The sequence below is a fragment of the Actinacidiphila sp. bgisy160 genome (assembly GCF_965342435.1).
GTDB lineage: Bacteria > Actinomycetota > Actinomycetes > Streptomycetales > Streptomycetaceae > Actinacidiphila.
On record NZ_CBDRCM010000018.1, the window covers coordinates 20,906 to 38,391 of the forward strand.

17 protein-coding genes are annotated in these 17,486 nt (G+C 71.4%); 7 read left to right on the forward strand and 10 right to left on the reverse strand.

All coding sequences use genetic code 11. From position 1 onward, the window contains the following. Position 1 precedes the first annotated feature (1 nt). A complete protein-coding gene (locus ACRWNP_RS16735) occupies positions 2-832 on the reverse strand; it encodes a hypothetical protein (protein WP_431962034.1) in 831 nt (276 codons plus the stop codon). Positions 833-993: 161 nt separating this feature from the next. Here ACRWNP_RS16735 and ACRWNP_RS16740 point away from each other — a divergent pair, with 161 nt between their 5' ends. The 5 genes from ACRWNP_RS16740 to ACRWNP_RS16760 all read left to right on the forward strand — a co-directional run bounded on the left by ACRWNP_RS16740 (position 994) and on the right by ACRWNP_RS16760 (position 5,241). Beyond that, entirely contained in the window at positions 994-1,881 is an 888-nt protein-coding gene (locus tag ACRWNP_RS16740; protein WP_431962035.1) for an A/G-specific adenine glycosylase, read from the forward strand. 143 nt (positions 1,882-2,024) lie between these two features. Further along, positions 2,025-2,594, forward strand: coding sequence for a SigE family RNA polymerase sigma factor (locus ACRWNP_RS16745; protein ID WP_431962036.1), 570 nt, complete (start codon positions 2,025-2,027; stop codon positions 2,592-2,594). After that, on the forward strand, positions 2,579-3,283 hold the full coding sequence (locus ACRWNP_RS16750) for a hypothetical protein (protein ID WP_431962037.1): 705 nt from the start codon (positions 2,579-2,581) through the stop codon (positions 3,281-3,283). Before ACRWNP_RS16745 ends, ACRWNP_RS16750 begins: the two co-directional genes overlap by 16 nt. After that, positions 3,276-3,959, forward strand: a complete 684-nt coding sequence (gene cseB / locus ACRWNP_RS16755) for a two-component system response regulator CseB (RefSeq protein WP_431962038.1) — start codon at positions 3,276-3,278, stop codon at positions 3,957-3,959. Before ACRWNP_RS16750 ends, cseB begins: the two co-directional genes overlap by 8 nt. Continuing rightward, positions 3,880-5,241 (forward strand): sensor histidine kinase, encoded by a 1,362-nt coding sequence (locus tag ACRWNP_RS16760; RefSeq protein ID WP_431962039.1) that lies wholly within the window; start codon positions 3,880-3,882, stop codon positions 5,239-5,241. The genes cseB and ACRWNP_RS16760 overlap by 80 nt, the downstream gene beginning before the upstream one ends. 143 nt (positions 5,242-5,384) lie before the next feature. On the opposite strand, the gene ACRWNP_RS16765 is transcribed toward ACRWNP_RS16760, so the two are convergent. Beyond that, positions 5,385-6,929 carry an MDR family MFS transporter gene (locus ACRWNP_RS16765; RefSeq protein ID WP_431962040.1) on the reverse strand — a complete coding sequence of 515 codons (1,545 nt, stop codon included), beginning with the start codon at positions 6,927-6,929 and terminating at the stop codon, positions 5,385-5,387. Positions 6,930-7,053: 124 nt separating this feature from the next. Between ACRWNP_RS16765 and ACRWNP_RS16770 the strand changes: the two genes are divergently transcribed. Then, positions 7,054-7,638 carry a TetR/AcrR family transcriptional regulator gene (locus tag ACRWNP_RS16770; RefSeq protein ID WP_431962041.1) on the forward strand — a complete coding sequence of 195 codons (585 nt, stop codon included), beginning with the start codon at positions 7,054-7,056 and terminating at the stop codon, positions 7,636-7,638. Here the strand turns inward: ACRWNP_RS16770 and ACRWNP_RS16775 are convergent. The 3 genes from ACRWNP_RS16775 to ACRWNP_RS16785 form a co-directional block, all read right to left on the reverse strand. Continuing rightward, positions 7,620-8,333: a M23 family metallopeptidase gene (locus tag ACRWNP_RS16775; RefSeq protein ID WP_431962042.1), complete on the reverse strand. Its 714-nt coding sequence runs from the start codon at positions 8,331-8,333 to the stop codon at positions 7,620-7,622. The genes ACRWNP_RS16770 and ACRWNP_RS16775 overlap by 19 nt on opposite strands. Positions 8,334-9,048: 715 nt before the next feature. Next, positions 9,049-10,812 (reverse strand): ricin-type beta-trefoil lectin domain protein, encoded by a 1,764-nt coding sequence (locus tag ACRWNP_RS16780; protein ID WP_431962043.1) that lies wholly within the window; start codon positions 10,810-10,812, stop codon positions 9,049-9,051. 331 nt (positions 10,813-11,143) lie between these two features. Then, positions 11,144-13,660: an ATP-dependent Clp protease ATP-binding subunit gene (locus ACRWNP_RS16785; protein WP_431962044.1), complete on the reverse strand. Its 2,517-nt coding sequence runs from the start codon at positions 13,658-13,660 to the stop codon at positions 11,144-11,146. A 431-nt stretch (positions 13,661-14,091) separates the two neighbouring features. Here ACRWNP_RS16785 and ACRWNP_RS16790 point away from each other — a divergent pair, with 431 nt between their 5' ends. Continuing rightward, entirely contained in the window at positions 14,092-14,619 is a 528-nt protein-coding gene (locus tag ACRWNP_RS16790) for an SCO3374 family protein (protein WP_431962045.1), read from the forward strand. Here ACRWNP_RS16790 and ACRWNP_RS16795 read toward each other — a convergent pair. The 5 genes from ACRWNP_RS16795 to ACRWNP_RS16815 form a co-directional block, all read right to left on the reverse strand. Next, the gene (locus ACRWNP_RS16795) at positions 14,550-14,891 is read right to left on the reverse strand and encodes a histone-like nucleoid-structuring protein Lsr2 (protein ID WP_431962046.1); all 342 of its coding nucleotides are present in this window, start codon (positions 14,889-14,891) and stop codon (positions 14,550-14,552) included. The two genes, ACRWNP_RS16790 and ACRWNP_RS16795, sit on opposite strands and share 70 nt — an antisense overlap. Before the next feature lie 165 nt (positions 14,892-15,056). After that, a complete protein-coding gene (locus ACRWNP_RS16800; RefSeq protein ID WP_431962047.1) occupies positions 15,057-15,575 on the reverse strand; it encodes an amino-acid N-acetyltransferase in 519 nt (172 codons plus the stop codon). Positions 15,576-15,584: 9 nt separating this feature from the next. Then, complete coding sequence (locus tag ACRWNP_RS16805; protein WP_431962048.1) at positions 15,585-15,989, reverse strand: BlaI/MecI/CopY family transcriptional regulator; 405 nt, start codon at positions 15,987-15,989, stop codon at positions 15,585-15,587. 59 nt (positions 15,990-16,048) lie between these two features. Continuing rightward, a complete protein-coding gene (locus tag ACRWNP_RS16810; RefSeq protein ID WP_431962049.1) occupies positions 16,049-16,234 on the reverse strand; it encodes a hypothetical protein in 186 nt (61 codons plus the stop codon). A gap of 561 nt (positions 16,235-16,795) precedes the next feature. Continuing rightward, positions 16,796-17,470, reverse strand: coding sequence for a hypothetical protein (locus ACRWNP_RS16815; protein WP_431962050.1), 675 nt, complete (start codon positions 17,468-17,470; stop codon positions 16,796-16,798). Positions 17,471-17,486: the final 16 nt, after the last annotated feature.

Below are 17,486 nucleotides of genomic sequence, written 5' to 3' on the forward strand. Positions count from 1 at the left end.
ACTAGACGTTCTTCAGGACGAAGGACGTCTGCTTCGCGGAACGGCCCGGGAGCTTCACCTCGAGCAGATAGGTGCCGTACGGGGCCGTCCGGCCCTTGGGCGTGGCGCACTTCGGGGAGCTCGTCCGGCGGTCCCACTCGACGTCGTACGAGGTCGAGCCGCCCGCCGGGACCTGCAGCAGGTACGGGGCCCGGCTCTTGGGGCAGTCGTCGCTGGCCCACACGTGGCGGTCGTTGACGTCGGTGATGGAGAAGACGGCCGAGTCCGGGCCGAAGTCCAGCTTGCAGGCGGTGGCGGAGGGGTTGGTCGCGGTCAGCGTGAACCGGGGCCGCTCACCGGGCTCGTAGGCGTTGTCGGTGCTCCGCACGCTCAGTGAGACGCCCGGCCCGCAGTCCGGCAGCGAGGACCCCGCGGGCAACTGCGCCCCGCCGCTGCCGCTGCCACCCGAACCGCCCGTGCCCGCGGCAGCGGCGTCCGCGCCGCCGTCGGTGGCACCGGAGTCGGCGCCCTGCGAACTGCCGTCCGTGGCACCGGAGTCGCCCGCGCCGCCGTCCGTGGCGTCACCGCCGCCGCCGTCGTCGCCACCGCCACCGCCGACCGAGCCGCCGGGGCGCGAGCTGTTGAGCGGACCGCTCGCGGAGGGACCGGGGGTGATGGAGGGCGCGGGTGAACGGCCGTCCGGCCCGTTGGCGCTGTTCCCGCCGCCTTCACGGGAGTTGACGGCCCATACGGCCAGGACGGTGAGCAGCGCGAGCAGGAGCAGCACAACCGCCCGTCGCCGCCAGTAGATGGAGGACGGGAGAGGTCCCACGGGATTGCGCACAGAGCCCACGCGCAAACCTTATGCGGTTTCCCTTGAATCGGACCAAGGCACGCGCGGCACGCCGGCGACTTGTGTGATTGATCAGCAGATCTCCTCTCCGTCCCGGGGAGTCCCTCACCCGTTCGCGCTGCCCGCCGCGACGGCCCCGGGGACATAGGATCGGAGACGCTATGAACGACGACCTCGACCACCAGCAGCTGCACGACCCCGTGATCGACTGGTTCGACGACAACGCCCGCGACCTGCCGTGGCGCCGGCCCGAGGCGGGCGCGTGGGGCGTCATGGTCAGCGAGTTCATGCTGCAGCAGACCCCGGTCAGCCGGGTGCTGCCGGTGTACGGGCAGTGGCTGGAACGCTGGCCCAGCCCGGGCGCCCTCGCGGCGGAACCCCCCGGCGAGGCGGTGCGCGCCTGGGGCCGGCTCGGTTATCCGCGCCGGGCGCTGCGGCTGCACGCCGCCGCGACCGCGATCGCCCAGCTGCACGGCGGCGAAGTTCCCACGGAGCACGCCGAGTTGCTGGCCCTTCCGGGGGTGGGCGAGTACACGGCCGCCGCGGTGGCCTCCTTCGCGTACGGGCAGCGGCACGCCGTGCTGGACACCAATGTGCGCCGGGTCTTCGCGCGCGCCGTGGCCGGTGTGGAGTACCCGCCGAACGCCACGACCGCCGCCGAGCGCCGGATCGCCCACCGGATGCTCCCCGCCGACGAGGCCACCGCCGCCCGCTGGGCCGCGGCCACGATGGAACTGGGCGCCCTGATCTGCACCGCCCGCGGCCCGGAGTGCGTGCGCTGCCCGATCGCCGCGCAGTGTGCCTGGCGGCTGGCCGGCTCCCCCGCGCACGACGGCCCGCCCCGCCGCGGCCAGAGGTACGCCGGCACCGACCGCCAGGTCCGGGGCAGACTGCTGGCCGTCCTGCGGGAGGCCACGGGGCCGGTGCCGCAGGCCGCGCTGGACGCCGTGTGGCACGAGCCCGTCCAGCGCGCCCGGGCCCTGGACGGCCTGGTCGCCGACGGCCTGGTGGAGCCCCTCGAGGACGGTCTGTACCGGCTGCCCGGCTGAGTGCCGCACCGCCCGGACGGCCCCGTCGTTACACAACCGATGGGTGGCTGTGGGTTCGCCGTGCGGCGGTGGTCGCGAAAGCCGTACATCCGCTCCGTAGCGTCGGCCGGGTCGTAATCAAGCGCGCCGGACGGAGGGACGCCATGGCGGCGAATGCCCAGGGGACAGCCCAGGTGATGGACTTCGAGGAGTACGTGCGGAACCGGCAGGACGCCCTGCTGCGCAGCGCGCGCCGGCTCGTCCCGGACCCGATCGACGCCCAGGACCTGGTGCAGACGGCGCTGGCCCGCACCTATCCGCGCTGGGGCGACATCGCCGACAAGAACCTGGCCGACGCCTACATGCGCCGGGTGATGATCAACACGCGTACCGAGTGGTGGCGCGCCCGCCGGCTGGAGGAGGTGCCGACCTCCGAGCTGCCGGAGGGTTCCGTCGACGACGGCGCCGAGCAGCGGGCCGACCGGGCGATGTTGCTGGAGGCGCTCGGCATGCTGGCCCCCAAGCAGCGCCAGGTGGTGCTGCTGCGCCACTACCGGCAGCTCAGCACGGAGGAGACGGCGCACGCGCTGGGCATGTCGGTGGGTACCGTGAAGAGCACGCTGCACCGGGCGCTGGCGCGGCTGCGCGCCGAGCTGGAGCGGCAGAGCAACGGGTACGGAAGGCCCGTGGAGCCCGACACGGGCAGGACGGAGGACGTGTGCGCCGCAGCGTAGTCCCGGTGGGTGCCGCTGCCGCCGCCGTCGCGGTGTGCGGGGCACTCGTCGCCGTGACCAGCTGCCGCGACGCCGGCGGAGTGCGCGAGGAGGGCACCGCCTCGGTCGCCTCCCCCGCCCTGCCGTCCCCCTCGGTGTCACCACCGGCCCCCGACGCCCGCACCCTGGACTCCGGGCGGTCCGCGGGCCCGCGGGCGAAGGACACCATGGGCGCCGGCGACGTGATGCGCCTGGTGAAGCACGACCCCAAGGTGGCCCAGGACATCCGGGACAGCCTGGTGGCCTGCGCCGCGCCGTCCGCGGCCACCGGAGACCGCCCGAAAGCCGCACAGGAGACGTACCCGGTGGACCGCCGCTCCGGGCGGCTGACCGGCGATGACGGCACGGACCTGGTGGTCAACGTCTCGACCTGCGCGGACAACGTGGGCATCGGCAGCTATGTCTACCGCCGGGTGGGCGGCGCGTACGTCAACGTCTTCGCCGACGAGCAGCCCCCCGTCTTCGCCGAGATCGGCGACGGCACCCTGAAGGTGACCCACCAGGTGTACGAGCCGCAGGACGCGGTCTCCAACCCCTCGGGCGAGGACGTCACCACCTACCAGTGGAACGGCTCCCGGTTCGAGGAGGTCGCGTTCTCCCACCGCGACTACACGGCGGACGACGAGACGGGGAGCGGTCCGCATGACTGACACCCACGTCCTGTTCGTCGAGGACGACGACGTCATCCGCGAGGCGACGACCCTGGCGCTGGAGCGCGACGGATTCGTGGTGACGGCCGTGTCGGACGGCCTGGCCGGGCTGGCGGCGTTCCGGGCGCGGCAGCCGGACCTGGCGCTGCTGGACGTGATGGTGCCGGGCCTGGACGGGGTGAGCCTGTGCCGGCGTATCCGGGACGAGTCGACGGTTCCGGTGATCATGCTCTCGGCGCGGGCCGACGCGATCGACGTCGTCCTGGGCCTGGAGGCGGGCGCCGACGACTACGTCACCAAGCCCTTCGACGGGGCCGTGCTGACCGCCCGCATGCGGGCGGTGCTGCGGCGCTTCCGGGTGGCCGCGGCGGACGAGCCCCCGGCCGGGACCGGGGTGCTGACCTTCGGGGACCTGGAGGTGGACCCGGAGGGGATGGAGGTGCGGCGCGCCGGTGAGCGGATCGCGCTGACGCCGACGGAGATGCGGCTGCTGCTGGAGTTCTCGGCGGCACCGGGGACGGTGCTGTCCCGGGACCGGCTGCTGGAGCGGGTCTGGGACTACGACTGGGGCGGTGACACCCGGGTGGTGGACGTCCATGTGCAGCGGCTGCGGACGAAGGTCGGGCAGGAGCGCATCGAGACGGTGCGCGGCTTCGGCTACAAGCTCAGGGGCTGACGCGGTGACCGCGCGTCCAGGGGGGCCGGCGACGAGAAGGGGGCGTCCGCTGGCGAAGATCGGGCTGCGTTGGAAGGTCTGCGTAGCGATCGCCGTGGTCTCCGCGCTGGTCGCGCTGGTGCTGAGTCTGGTCGTGCACAACGCCGCCCGGGCCAGCATGATCGACAACTCTCGTGACGTGCAGAACGAGCGGGTGCAGTTCGCCCAGCGGATCTACGAGTCCACCGGCCGGCTCACCATCGACGCCCGGCTGGACGACCCGGACCTGCCCGCGCCGCTGAAGCGGCTGGCCCGGGAGGGCAAGCGGGCCACGTATGTCTCCGGCACCGGCGGCGCTCCCGTGGTGTGGGCGGAGACCCCGCTGGCGGACGGCAAGATCCTGTCGCTGAGGACGGCCTTCACCGACCGCTTCTCGGTCCTGGAGGACCTGGACCAGGCGCTGGTCATCGGCTCCTCGGCGGTCGTCGTGGGCGGCACGGCGCTGGGCGTGCTCATCGGCGGGCAGCTGTCCCGGCGGCTGCGCAAGGCGGCCGAGGCGGCGGGCCGGGTGGCCGACGGGGAGACCGACGTACGGGTGCGCGACGCGATCGGCGGCCGGGTCCGGGACGAGACGGACGAACTGGCGCGCGCCGTGGACGCCATGGCGGACGCGCTGGCCGGCCGGTTGGAGGCGGAACGCCGGGTCACCGCGGACATCGCCCATGAGCTGCGCACACCGGTGACGGGGCTGGTCACCGCGGCCGAACTGCTGCCGCCTGGACGCCCCGCCGAGCTGGTCAGGGACCGGTCGCAGGCGCTGCGCACCCTGGTCGAGGACGTCCTGGAGGTGGCCCGGCTGGACGGCGCCGCCGAGCAGGCCGACCTCCAGGGCGTGGCGCTCGGCGACTTCGTACGGCGCCGTGTCGCGGCCGCGGCCCCCGAGGCGACCGTGACCGTCCGCGGAGACGCCGTCGTCCGCACCGACCCGCGCCGGCTGGAGCGCGTCCTGGGCAACCTGCTGGCGAACGCCGCGCGGCACGGCCGGCCGCCCGTCGAGGTCACCGTCGACGGCCCGTACGTGGAGGTCCGTGACCACGGCCCGGGCTTCCCCGGCGACCTGCTCCGCGACGGCCCGAGCCGCTTCCGCACGGGCAGCAGCGACCGGGCCGGCAGCGGCCACGGCCTGGGGCTGACGATCGCCACCGGCCAGACCCGTGTCCTCGGCGCCCGTCTCACCTTCCGCAACGTGCCCCAGGAGGAGGGCGGCGGCGCGGTCGCCCGGCTGCTGCTGCCCCGCGATTGACATTGCCCTGGCCGGGAGGGGCAGTCCTGTGCCGCGTCCTCGACGGCCGCCGGTTCTCCCCCCATACGACGATGCCCGCACGCGGGTCGGACAACGACCCCCGTGCGAGCATCGGCAGCGGGTGGCGGGGTGGGCCGGGTGGCTCAGACCACCTCGACGGCGGCGACCGCCTCCTCGGTGGTGGGCGCGGTGGGCGCCGAACGCAGCGGGATCTCCTTGACGAAGAAGGCGAGCAGGAAGCCGATGACGCTGACCGCGGCGCCCCACAGGAAGACGTGGTGCGTGCCGCCCGCGACGGCGTGGAGGTAGGCGTCCTTGACGGCCGGCGGCAGCTTGGCCAGGCCCGCCGGGTCCAACTGCGCGGAGCCTGACGCCGCGCCCGAGGCGGCGTCGCCCAGGCGGTCGGTCATGGTGTTCTGCACCTGGTGGGTGAAGATCGCGCCGAAGAGGGCGACACCGAAGGAGCCGCCGATCGTCCGGAACAGGGTGGAGGACGAGGAGCCCACGCCCATGTCCTTCATCTCGACGCTGTTCTGCGCTATCAGCATCGTGATCTGCATCAGGAAGCCCATGCCCGCGCCGAGCACGGCCATCCACACACCGGAGACGAAGCGGGTGGTGCCGGTGTCCATGGTCGACAGCAGGTAGAGGCCGACGGTCATCAGACCGCCGCCGACGATCGGGAAGATCTTGTACTTGCCGGTCTGGGTGGTGATCCGGCCGGCGATCAGCGAGACGACCATCATCGCCAGCAGCAGCGGGAGCAGCAGCAGCCCGGAGTTGGTCGCGGAGGCGCCCTGGACGGTCTGCTGGTACAGCGGCAGGAAGGTCATCGCACCGAACATCACGAAGCCGACCAGGAAGCCGATCACCGAGATCAGCGAGAAGTTGCGGCTGTGGAAGATGTGCAGCGGGATGACCGGCTCCGCGACGCGGGTCTCCACATAGAGGAAGGCGGCCAGCGCGGCCAGCCCGAGCACCAGCAGGCCCAGGATCTGGGGCGAGCCCCACGCGTACTGGTTGCCGCCCCAGGTGGTGAGCAGGACGAGCGAGGTGATGCTGACCGTGAGCAGCACCGTGCCGAGGTAGTCGATGCTGGTCTTGATGTGCTTCTTCGGCAGGTGCAGCACCGCCGAGATCATGAAGAGGGCGACCACGCCGAGCGGCAGGTTGATGTAGAAGCTCCACCGCCAGCCCCAGTTGTCGGTGATGCTGCCGCCGACGAGCGGACCGCCGATCATGGCGACCGCCATGACGCCGGCCATCATGCCCTGGTACTTGCCGCGCTCCCGCGGCGGGATCAGGTCACCGATGATCGCCATCACACCGACGATCAGACCGCCGGCGCCCAGGCCCTGCACGGCGCGGAAGGCGATCAGCTGGCCCATGTCCTGCGCCATGCCGGACAGCGCCGATCCGATCAGGAAGATCACGATCGACGACATGAAGATGCCCTTGCGGCCGTACATGTCGCCGAGCTTGCCCCAGACCGGGGTCGACGCGGCGGTGGCGAGCGTGTACGAGGTGACCACCCAGGAAAGGTGCTCCAGGCCGCCCAGCTCGCCCACGATGGTGGGCATCGCGGTGCCGATGATCATGTTGTCGAGCATCGCGAGCAGCATCGCGATCATGAGCCCGAACAACACCACGCGCACGCTGCGCTGTGGGGTCTCGGCGGTCTCCGCCATCACAAGCTCCCCTACTTGTTTCATGCTTGTCTTCGGTTGCTTACCTGCCGCCCGGCTAGTTGCCTGGGGCACCCTGACAGTATGCGGCTTACTAGCCGGGCGTCAAGTAAGTTAAAGTTCGCCCATGGCAACGCCCCACGCACGCAGAGGTGATACGCGACGCCGCATCCAGGACGTCGCGCTGCAACTCTTCGCCGAGCAGGGATACGAGAAGACGTCCCTGCGCGAGATCGCCGAGCACCTGGACGTGACCAAAGCGGCGTTGTACTACCACTTCAGGACCAAGGAGGACATCCTCAACAGCATCGTCGAGGACCTGGCCTCACCGGTCGACGAGTTGATCTCCTGGGCCGCGGAGCAGCCGCGCACCCTGGAGACCAAGCGCGAGGTGCTGCGCCGCTACGCGGACGCGCTGTGGAGCGCCGGCCCGCTCTTCCGCTTCGTCCAGGAGAACCAGGCCACCGTCCGTGACCTCAGCATCGGCGAGACCTTCAAGACCAAGCTGCTCGCCGTCCACTCCCTGCTCAGGGACCCGGACGCGCCACTGACCGACCAGGTGCGCTCGATCACCGCGGTCTTCGCGATGCACGCGGGGGTGTTCGCCATGCAGAACCTCGAGGGCGACCCCGAGGACAAGCGGGCCGCCGTCCTCGAGGTCGCCCAGGAGCTGATCGCCCAGACCTACCGGGGTCAGACCGAGACGCCGTGAGCCCGCAGGTACGGCAGCGGGTTCACGGAGGAGCCGTAGTACGGGGTCTTGCGGATCTCGAAGTGCAGGTGGGGACCGGTGCTGTTGCCGGTGTTGCCGGACAGCGCGATCTGCTGGCCCTGGCCGACGTGCTGGCCGACGCGCACCTGCGTCTTCGACAGGTGGCCGTACTGCGAGTACATGCCGTTGGCGTGGCGGATCACGATGTTGTTGCCGTAGGCGCCGCCCCAGCCCGCCTCGACCACGGTGCCGGCGCTCACGGCGCGGACGCCGGCGCCGATCGGCACGGCGAAGTCCTGGCCGGAGTGCTTGTGGGCCCAGCGGGCGCCGCTCTGCAGGTAGCCGGCGGACAGCGCGTACTTCTCGACCGGCACCGACCAGCCGCTGTTGCTGCGGCTCTGCTGCTGCGGGGCGCTCTTCGCGGCCTGCGCCAGGTGGTTCTTGTGCTTCCAGTGCAGCTCGGCACGCGCCTGACGGTCGGCCTTCACGGCCTGGGCGGCGCGCTGCTGCACGTCGGCCTGCGCCCGGGTGGCGTCCGCCAGCTTCCCGGCCGCACCGAGGCCCAGCAGACTCTCGCCCCGCGTCTCCGCCATGGCCGTCCCTGCCGCACCGAGTGCCAGCGAGGCGCACACGCCGGCGGTGACGACGGTGCGACGGCCACGGAAGACGGAGTTCGAGATCTTGGGCATACGCATACGGAATTACCTCGCGGAAATAGCCGGACAAGAACATTGCGACGTGTTCGCCGCGACCCCTTGGTAACCCGGCATTCCGTCTCCCGACAAACCCCTCCGTCTACTACCGTCTTTCGTGGATTGCACCTCACGCACCCCTCGACGTGCATTTGCCGCAGGGCCTCTTTCTCCTAAGGCGATTCGTACGTGGCGCAGGTCACGTGGGTCACGTCACCGGCCCCGGGACCAAAGGGAATTTCACGTCGGGACCTAGGTCCCGTGGCCCGCGTCACACGGAACAGGAAATCCGGGAGTACGCGGGGCGCGCGAATAGGAAAAGAGCGCGAGCCGCATGGCAGGGGGCGGGGAGGTAAATCCTCCGGCCGTGGGCGTACGGCCGACATCGCCCGTCGCGGGTCCTCTGGTCACGAGACTCCTCGCGGCCGAGGGCCCCGGCGCGGGCCTCGTGGACCGGCCTGTGCGCATGCGCGCCACTGGCCGCCGAGCCGGTGCGACAGGCCCTGTCTCCCAGGGACTGTCCGGGCACCCGTGCCGCTGTCCGAGGAGGGCGACTTCGGGTGGCTCGCCGCGCTCGCCGTCGACGGCCGGTGGGAGAACGTCCTGCGCATGGCGGTCGCGACCCGCTCGCCCGCCCGCGCGAGCGGGTCGCGACCCCCTGGGCGTGACCGTCGTCCCGTCACCGCGTCGGGGCGTCACCGGCCGTCCCGGGACCGCCTCAGGGGCGCGCGCCGTCCCGGTCCCCCCAGCCGTCCCAGCCGCCGTGACGCCAGCCGCCGCGGCCGCCACCGCCGCAGTACCCGTCGCAGGGGTCCTCACCGGAGGTCGGCGAGACCTCGGCCGACGGCGTCTGACTCGGCGGCACCGAGGGGAGCGCGGCCACCCGGGTCGAGCCGGCGAGCAGCTGCGCGTCCGTGGTGTACGCCACCGACTGGAAGCGGGGCGGAGCGATGGAGGTGTCGAAGGTCCAGCGCTGGACGGGCCGGCCGTCGCGGGGCCTGAGGACGACCTCCGCACCCGGCCCGCGGCCCGCGGGGGCGACCGCGAGCTGCTGGTTCCAGCGGGGGATGAGGTCCCCGGTCAGGGTGAGGTCGTAGCGCACGTCCTCCGCACCGGTGACGAAGGACGCCGTGCACAGACCCAGTTCCAGGGCGGGGCCGTGGTGGGAGTTGAGGCAGTACGCGGGCTGGGCGACGCTCCGCATGAGGCCGTCCGGCTCGTACGACCAGAACTGCGTGGCACCGGAGTCGCAGCGCGCGGTGGCCGCCTCGGTGCCGAGGACGGTCCGGCGGCCGGACAGGTCGATGCACAGGTCGTTGTCGTTGTTCCGGAGCCGGCCGCGGAGTCCGTCGCCGGGGACGGGCTCGGCGGTGACCGTGCCCGAGCCGGGCGCGCTGTCCGAGGCGGTGACCGAGGCCGAGGCGGTGGGGGACGCCGTGGCCGTGGTGGGCGCCGTACCGGAGGCACGGTCGTCGGTCCCGCCGTCGCCGCCGGTGAGACCGATGGCCAGGGCGGTCACGACGGCGCAGCCGCCGATGCCCAGCAAGGTCGCGGCGAGCCGCCGGCGGCCGCCGGCCGTGGCCCGGCGCCTGCGGCCGCCGCGGCGCCGTCCGGGGGGACCGCCGGAGCCGCTCCCGGCATCATTGTCACGCGCCGCCCGGCGGGTGGGGCGGGAGTCGTAGTAGCCCCGCGCCTCCCAGACCAGCACGGCCTCGGCGATCAGCACGCCGAGCCGGTCCCCGGAGTGGTCGAGCTGCTCGGCCGCGTACCGGCAGTGGTCGCACCGCGCGATGTGGCGCTGCAGGTCGGGTACGAGCCCGGCGCCACCGCGGTGGATGGAGATGTCCAGCAGCCGGCTGAACGGCAGGCAGGCCTCGTACGGCGCGAGGTCGCGGTGCGCCTGGACGCAGGCCTCGCGGAAGCGGGTACGAGCCAGCTCCAGCTGGGCCGCGGCCCGCCCCGGGTCGATGCCCAGCAGCCCGGCCGGCACGTCCAGCGGCTCGGCGTCCACCTCGGCGTGCCAGAGCAGGCAGCGCGCGGGCTCGGGAAGCCGCATGAAGGCCCGGTTCGCCAGCCGGCGGTTCTCCGGTACCGCCAGGCGGGTGTCGCTCTGGTCGGGGCGGGGGCGCAGCCGCCGGTGGAGCCAGGCGCGCCGGCGGTCGACGGCCCACTCCTCGGCGATCTTGTGGACGGTGATCAGCAGTTCGGGGCGCCAGGCGGCCGTGGGCCCGGTCAGTCGCAGGGTGTCGACGAAGACCCGGGTGAACGCGGCCGCCGCGAGTATCCCGGCGGCGTGCCCGGAGACCGTGCACAACTCCGCGTACTCGGAGACCGGCCGCCAATGGCGGGCCAGCAACTCCTCGAACGGCTGGTGCGCGCCTTCCTTTCCCAGGGACTTTCCGATCTCTCCGGACAGCGCCTCGTCCGGTACGCGGAACAACCGGCCGGGGTGCGCGGAATTCGGGTGCGGGGATTCCTTCAACGAGAGTTTCCTTCCGCGTTCGCCCCGCCGGAAAAAGTACGCACCAACGCGCCGGCGCGGGAAGCACCTACATGGGGGGAGGTGAGGCCGGGGCGCCGGTGAGGGGGCAAGGCGGCCTCTCCTCACTCTCGGCTGATCTTTTCGAATGCCTGCCGGAATGACGGCACGACACCGGCCGGGGCACGGAGAAGGAAGGGTCCGTGCTGAACATCGCTCACCTTTCCACAAATGCAACCGGCGTAACAAGGGTGGGTTCATCAGGAACACAAAACGCGACCGACCCCGCCGCACTAATGTGCGGACGGGGTCGGTCGCGTGCGATTACTTGCGGTTACGCTTCCTTGCTGAGGTTCGGCCCGCCGGCCGCCTCGACCGGAGGCGCGTCGGCGACGGCGACCTTCTCCTCACCCCGGAAGGTGAACTTGGTTTCCTCGCCCTCGCCCTCGGTGCCCACGACCACGATGTGACCGGTACGCAGCTCGCCGAAGAGGATCTTCTCGGAGAGCACGTCCTCGATCTCGCGCTGGATCGTCCGGCGCAGCGGCCGGGCGCCCAGCACCGGGTCGTAGCCCTTCTTGGCGAGCAGCTTCTTGGCCTCGGGGCTGAGCTCGATGCCCATGTCCTTGTCCCTGAGGCGCTCGTCCACCCGGGCGATCATGAGGTCGACGATCTGGATGATGTCTTCCTCGCTGAGCTGGTGGAAGACCACGATGTCGTCCACACGGTTCAGGAACTCGGGGCGGAAGTGCTGCTTGAGCTCCTCGCCGACCTTGGCCTTCATCCGCTCGTACCCGGTCTTGACGTCACCCGCGGCCGCGAAGCCGAGGTTGAAGCCCTTGGAGATGTCCCGGGTGCCGAGGTTGGTGGTCATGATGATGACCGTGTTCTTGAAGTCCACGACCCGGCCCTGGGAGTCGGTCAGGCGACCGTCCTCCAGGATCTGCAGCAGGCTGTTGAAGATGTCCGGGTGGGCCTTCTCGACCTCGTCGAAGAGGACGACCGAGAACGGCTTGCGGCGCACCTTCTCGGTGAGCTGGCCGCCCTCCTCGTAGCCGACGTATCCGGGCGGGGAGCCGAACAGCCGCGAGACGGTGTGCTTCTCGCTGAACTCGGACATGTCGAGCTGGATCAGCGCGTCCTCGTCGCCGAACAGGAACTCGGCGAGCGTCTTGGAGAGCTCGGTCTTACCGACGCCGGACGGGCCGGCGAAGATGAACGAGCCACCGGGGCGCTTGGGGTCCTTCAGACCGGCCCGCGTGCGGCGGATGGCCTGCGAGAGGGCCTTGATCGCGTCCTTCTGGCCGATGACGCGCTTGTGCAGCTCGTCCTCCATGCGCAGCAGACGCGAGGACTCCTCCTCGGTGAGCTTGAAGACCGGGATGCCCGTGGCCGTGGCCAGGACCTCGGCGATCAGCTCCTCGTCGACCTCGGCGACGACGTCCATGTCGCCGGCCTTCCACTCCTTCTCCCGCTTGGTCTTCGCGGAGAGCAGCTGCTTCTCCTTGTCGCGGAGGGAAGCGGCCTTCTCGAAGTCCTGCGAGTCGATCGCGGACTCCTTCTCCCGGCGCACGTCGGCGATCTTCTCGTCGAACTCGCGCAGGTCCGGCGGAGCGGTCATCCGGCGGATACGCATCCGGGAACCGGCCTCGTCGATCAGGTCGATCGCCTTGTCCGGCAGGAAGCGGTCCGAGATGTAGCGGTCGGCGAGGGTCGCCGCGGCCACCAGGGCGGCGTCCGTGATGGACACGCGGTGGTGGGCCTCGTAGCGGTCCCGCAGGCCCTTGAGGATCTCGATGGTGTGCGGCAGCGACGGCTCCGCGACCTGGATGGGCTGGAAGCGGCGCTCCAGGGCCGCGTCCTTCTCCAGGTGCTTGCGGTACTCGTCGAGCGTCGTGGCGCCGATGGTCTGCAGCTCACCGCGGGCGAGCATCGGCTTGAGGATCGAGGCGGCGTCGATCGCGCCCTCGGCGGCGCCCGCACCCACCAGGGTGTGGAGCTCGTCGATGAACAGGATGATGTCGCCGCGGGTGCGGATCTCCTTGAGCACCTTCTTCAGGCGCTCCTCGAAGTCACCGCGGTAGCGGGAGCCGGCCACCAGGGCGCCGAGGTCCAGGGTGTAGAGCTGCTTGTCCTTCAGCGTCTCCGGGACCTCGCCCTTGACGATGGCCTGGGCCAGACCCTCGACGACGGCGGTCTTGCCGACGCCGGGCTCGCCGATGAGGACGGGGTTGTTCTTGGTGCGGCGCGACAGCACCTGCATCACGCGCTCGATCTCCTTCTCGCGCCCGATCACCGGGTCGAGCTTGGTCTCACGAGCGGCCTGCGTGAGGTTGCGGCCGAACTGGTCCAGGACGAGCGAGGTCGAGGGGGTGCCCTCGGCCGGGCCGCCGGCGGTGGCGGCCTCCTTGCCCTGGTAACCGGAGAGCAGCTGGATGACCTGCTGCCGCACCCGGTTGAGATCGGCGCCCAGCTTCACGAGGACCTGGGCGGCGACGCCCTCGCCCTCGCGGATCAGGCCGAGCAGGATGTGCTCGGTGCCGATGTAGTTGTGGCCGAGCTGGAGGGCCTCGCGGAGCGACAGCTCCAGGACCTTCTTGGCCCGGGGGGTGAAGGGGATGTGACCGGACGGGGCCTGCTGGCCCTGGCCGATGATCTCCTCGACCTGCTGGCGGACCGCCTCGAGCGAAATCCCGAGGCTCTCCAGGGCCTTAGCGGCGACACCCTCACCCTCGTGGATAAGGCCCAGGAGGATGTGCTCGGTGCCGATGTAGTTGTGGTTGAGCATCCGGGCTTCTTCCTGAGCCAGGACGACAACCCGCCGCGCGCGGTCGGTGAACCTCTCGAACATCGTTAATCGCTCCTCAGAGCGGTCGGGCAGTTAGGGGCGTGTCCCCTCCCTGTCCTTCCGCATGCTAGTCCCGCACAGCGGGGCAGCTCACTTCAACCGTCGACACCTTGCGAGGTCGTTAACCCCCGCGCCGTCGACAACAGCCACAACCCGATGGTGCGAGACGATGTTCCCGCAGGCCAGGCGGATAGCCCTTTATCCAGTACGCCGAGGGCGAACGCCCCGCCTGTCCGACATGGCCGTCGTCCGTTCCCACTAGGTATTTCTTACCCGCCCGCACGGACAGTCCATGCCGGGAGCACGCCCGCTGTCTGCTATAGGCGAACAGACTTGCGTCGCGTGGATTCACGTAGGGTGACGAATCCGGCCCGCCGGACACTCCCGGTGACCCGGCTCGTAACCCGGGGCCCCCGGAGGACGTTGCGCAGGACATGCAGGCCTCACGGGTCCCGGCGACCCTGGAACACGCGGACGCGCTCGACGTACCGGCGGCGGCGGGGCACGAGGTGCTCGGCCGCTTCCCGGCACCCCAAACGGGTCCGGTCGCCCTGGCGGGGCACCGGATGCGGTTCTTCGTCGCCCCGGGCAGCGCCGAGGAGCTGCCCGGCCTGCTGGACTGGCTGGAGTGGAGCGGCATCCCGCTCGACCTCGTCCCGCTGCGCGGGCGGGAGGCCGCCTACGACGACGGCGCGCCCGCCTGGCTCCGGCCGCCCGTTGCGGACGGCGGGCGCCACGCCGGCGCGCCGCTCTCCCTGCCCGGGATGGCGTTCGGCACGCAGCCCGCCCCCGCGGCGGACGGACGCTCCGGGGGGACCGTGGGCCTCGCGGCCCTGGTCTCCGCGCTCGCGACCGCCTGCCACCGGGTCCGGCTGCGTCTCGCCCGGACCGATCAGCCGTGCGCCTTCTCGTACGCCTCGCGGATCTGCGCGGGCACGCGGCCACGGTCGTTGACCTCGTAACCCTCTTCCTTGGCCCACGCGCGGATCTTCGCGGTGTCCTGGCTCGTGGCGCCGCCGCGGGCGGCGCCCTTCACGGCGCGGCCACGGCCGGCCCGGCCACCGGTGCGGCGGCCCTTGTCCACGTACGGACCGAGGAGACCACGCAGCTTGTCGGCGTTGTCGGTGGTGAGGTCGATCTCGTACGTCACTCCGTCGAGTGCGAACGTCACGGTCTCATCCGCCTCGCCGCCGTCGAGGTCGTCAACAAGAAGGACCTGAACCTTCTGTGCCACCGGCTTCCCTTTCATCGAATACGGATAACCGGTAAAAGCAAACCGCCTTTTCCCGGAAAACTCAAACCCCTTGCCCGAACTGCTCCCGGCCCGGTAGGCATCCCCGCGGTCTTCCGCGGAACGATTCGGACATACTGTTGTGCCGGACGGACGCCCTGGGCAGCCTCACAGATGCAACAGCATCCGGCTGTTGCCCAAGGTGTTGGGTTTCACTCGTTCGAGGTCGAGGAACTCGGCCACTCCCTCGTCCTTTGACCGCAGCAGCTCACCGAAGACGTCACCGTCGACCGGCGTCTCACCGATCTCCACGAAGCCGTGCTTGGCGAAGAAGTCCACTTCGAAGGTGAGGCAGAAAATGCGCCGCACTCCCAGCCACCGCGCGGTCTGCAGCAGCTTCTCCAGCACCAGATGCCCGACCCCCTTGCCGTGCTGCGCCGGATCGACCGCGAGGGTACGCACCTCGGCGAGGTCCTCCCACATCACGTGCAAGGCGCCGCAGGCCACCACTTCGGCGTCCTGGTCGTGTTCGGCCACCCAGAACTCCTGGATGTCCTCGTAAAGCGTCACGGTCGGCTTGTCGAGCAGGATGCGGTCGCGGACATAGGCGTCGAGCAGTCGCCGGACAGCCGGCACGTCGGCCGTCCGGGCCCGGCGGATGGTGACGTCATTTGATGCGGCGCGCATGTGCGGACGCTATCGCCCGTCCGATCCGTCCGTGTCCCCGGGGTCACCCGGATCAGCGGATTGCACCACACGCATTGCGTCACGGAGCGCTTCTCGCTGTTCCGCGGACATCATGCCGAAGAAGGCGACAAGGGCCGCCGCGGGGTTGTCGCTCGCGGCCCACGCCTCGTGCATGAGAGCCGCCGAGTAAGCGGCCCGAGTGGAAACCGCCTCATAGCGATAGGCGCGCCCTTCGGCTTCCCGCCGGAGCCAGCCCTTCTGATGAAGGTTGTCCATTACGGTCATGACCGTCGTGTACGCGATCGAACGCTGCCGGCGGAGATCCTCCAGCACCTCGCGCACCGTCACCGGGCGGTTCCAGCGCCACACCCGGGTCATCACGGCGTCTTCGAGGTCTCCCAATGGACGGGGCACACCCGAATACTAGTTGCTTACGGACTGACCCAATGCCCGGAATGCCGGAAATATTGAGGTCATGCCCGCTTCGCGGTGCCGCCCGAGCGCTGGGCCGGGGGCTGGGCCCCGGACAGCGCGGCGTCGACCACCGCGTCCTCCTTGGCCTTGTTGACCCCGCCCTGGCTCCTGATCAGCGTCCGGATGAGGAAGGTGAACGCGATGGCCATCACGGTGGGGGGCACGAGCGCGGAGACGTAGTCCATGGCACCAGGGTAGCCACGTCCCCTGGCGCGGCCCGCGGGGGACCACCACCGGGGCAGTCCGCCCGGCCGGTCACGCCGTGGCCCCGGCCCGCCGCCGTGCGGACGGCCACGAGCGCGTCACCCGCGGCGGCTACGCCGCCGTACGCGCCCTGCGGCGGGCCGCCGCCATCAGGAAGCCCCCCAGGGCCGCGCACGCCGCCGAGCCGGCCACCAGGGGGCCGCACGGGGCCCGCGCCGGAACCGCCAAAGGTGCTTCCCCCCGAACCGGACGGCGCCTCGGCCGTGATCGCGAGGGCGCCCGCGTCGTTCTTCTGGCCCATCCGGTCCACCACAGTCGACGTCCCAGCCCTCCTGCGCGGCGAGCGACCGGGCCGCCGCCGGCCCGCCCGCGTCCTTCGCCGCCGGGGCCTGGGCCTTGCGGACGAGGCCGAGCGGGGCCATGGGGCTCATGCCGGGTCCCCCTTGAGGGAAGTCGGCAGTCGGGTGGCGCGCCCCCGAACGCACGGGAGACGTCACGGGAAGGAGCCGTGACGTCTCCGCAGGTTGTGCGGTGGCTTCGCGTCAGCCCGTGGCGCGCTCCTCGGGCGGCGGCGGGGTGCGCCGGCGCGGCGGGAAGATCTCGGCCGGTGTGGGCACCTTGCGCTTCTCCTCACCGGGTTCCGGCGCGGCCGGCTCGGTGGGGGGCGTCTTCGGCTCGGGCTTCGGTCCCGGCTTGGGATCGTCCGAGGCCGCCCGTCCGCCGGGCAGCGCGCGCAGCCGGGCCCTGCCGGTGGAGGGGGTGCCGCAGGGCTGCGAGGGAGCGGGGATGCGAGCCTCCAGGCGGGCGCGCACGTCGAGTTCCGCCAGGTGCTCGCAGCGGCGCAGCACGGCCCGCCTGCGGTGCGCCTCGGCGTCCGTGCACGGCGCGTCGTGCAGTCGGCGCAGCGCGGCGAGGTCGTCCGGCAGGGGCACGTAGCCCGTGTCGAGCGCCCCCGTCAGCCGTTCGAGGTAGCCGGCGGCGCTGCCCGGCAGCGCCGCCCGGTACCGGGCGAGTTCCGCGAGCTGGAAGGTCCGCAGCCGCCCGCCCTCGCGGGCCGCCTCGTCGACGTCCTCGGCGAGGCGCAGATAGTCCCTGACCTCGTCGGGAGTGGGCATCATGGAGCTGGACTGGAGGGCCGCTGAGAGGGCGCGCCGGAGCACGCGCAGTTCATCCGCGCTGAACGCCATTCCGCCTCGGGACCCGTGTGGCGTGGGCATGGTCTGACTTTACGTA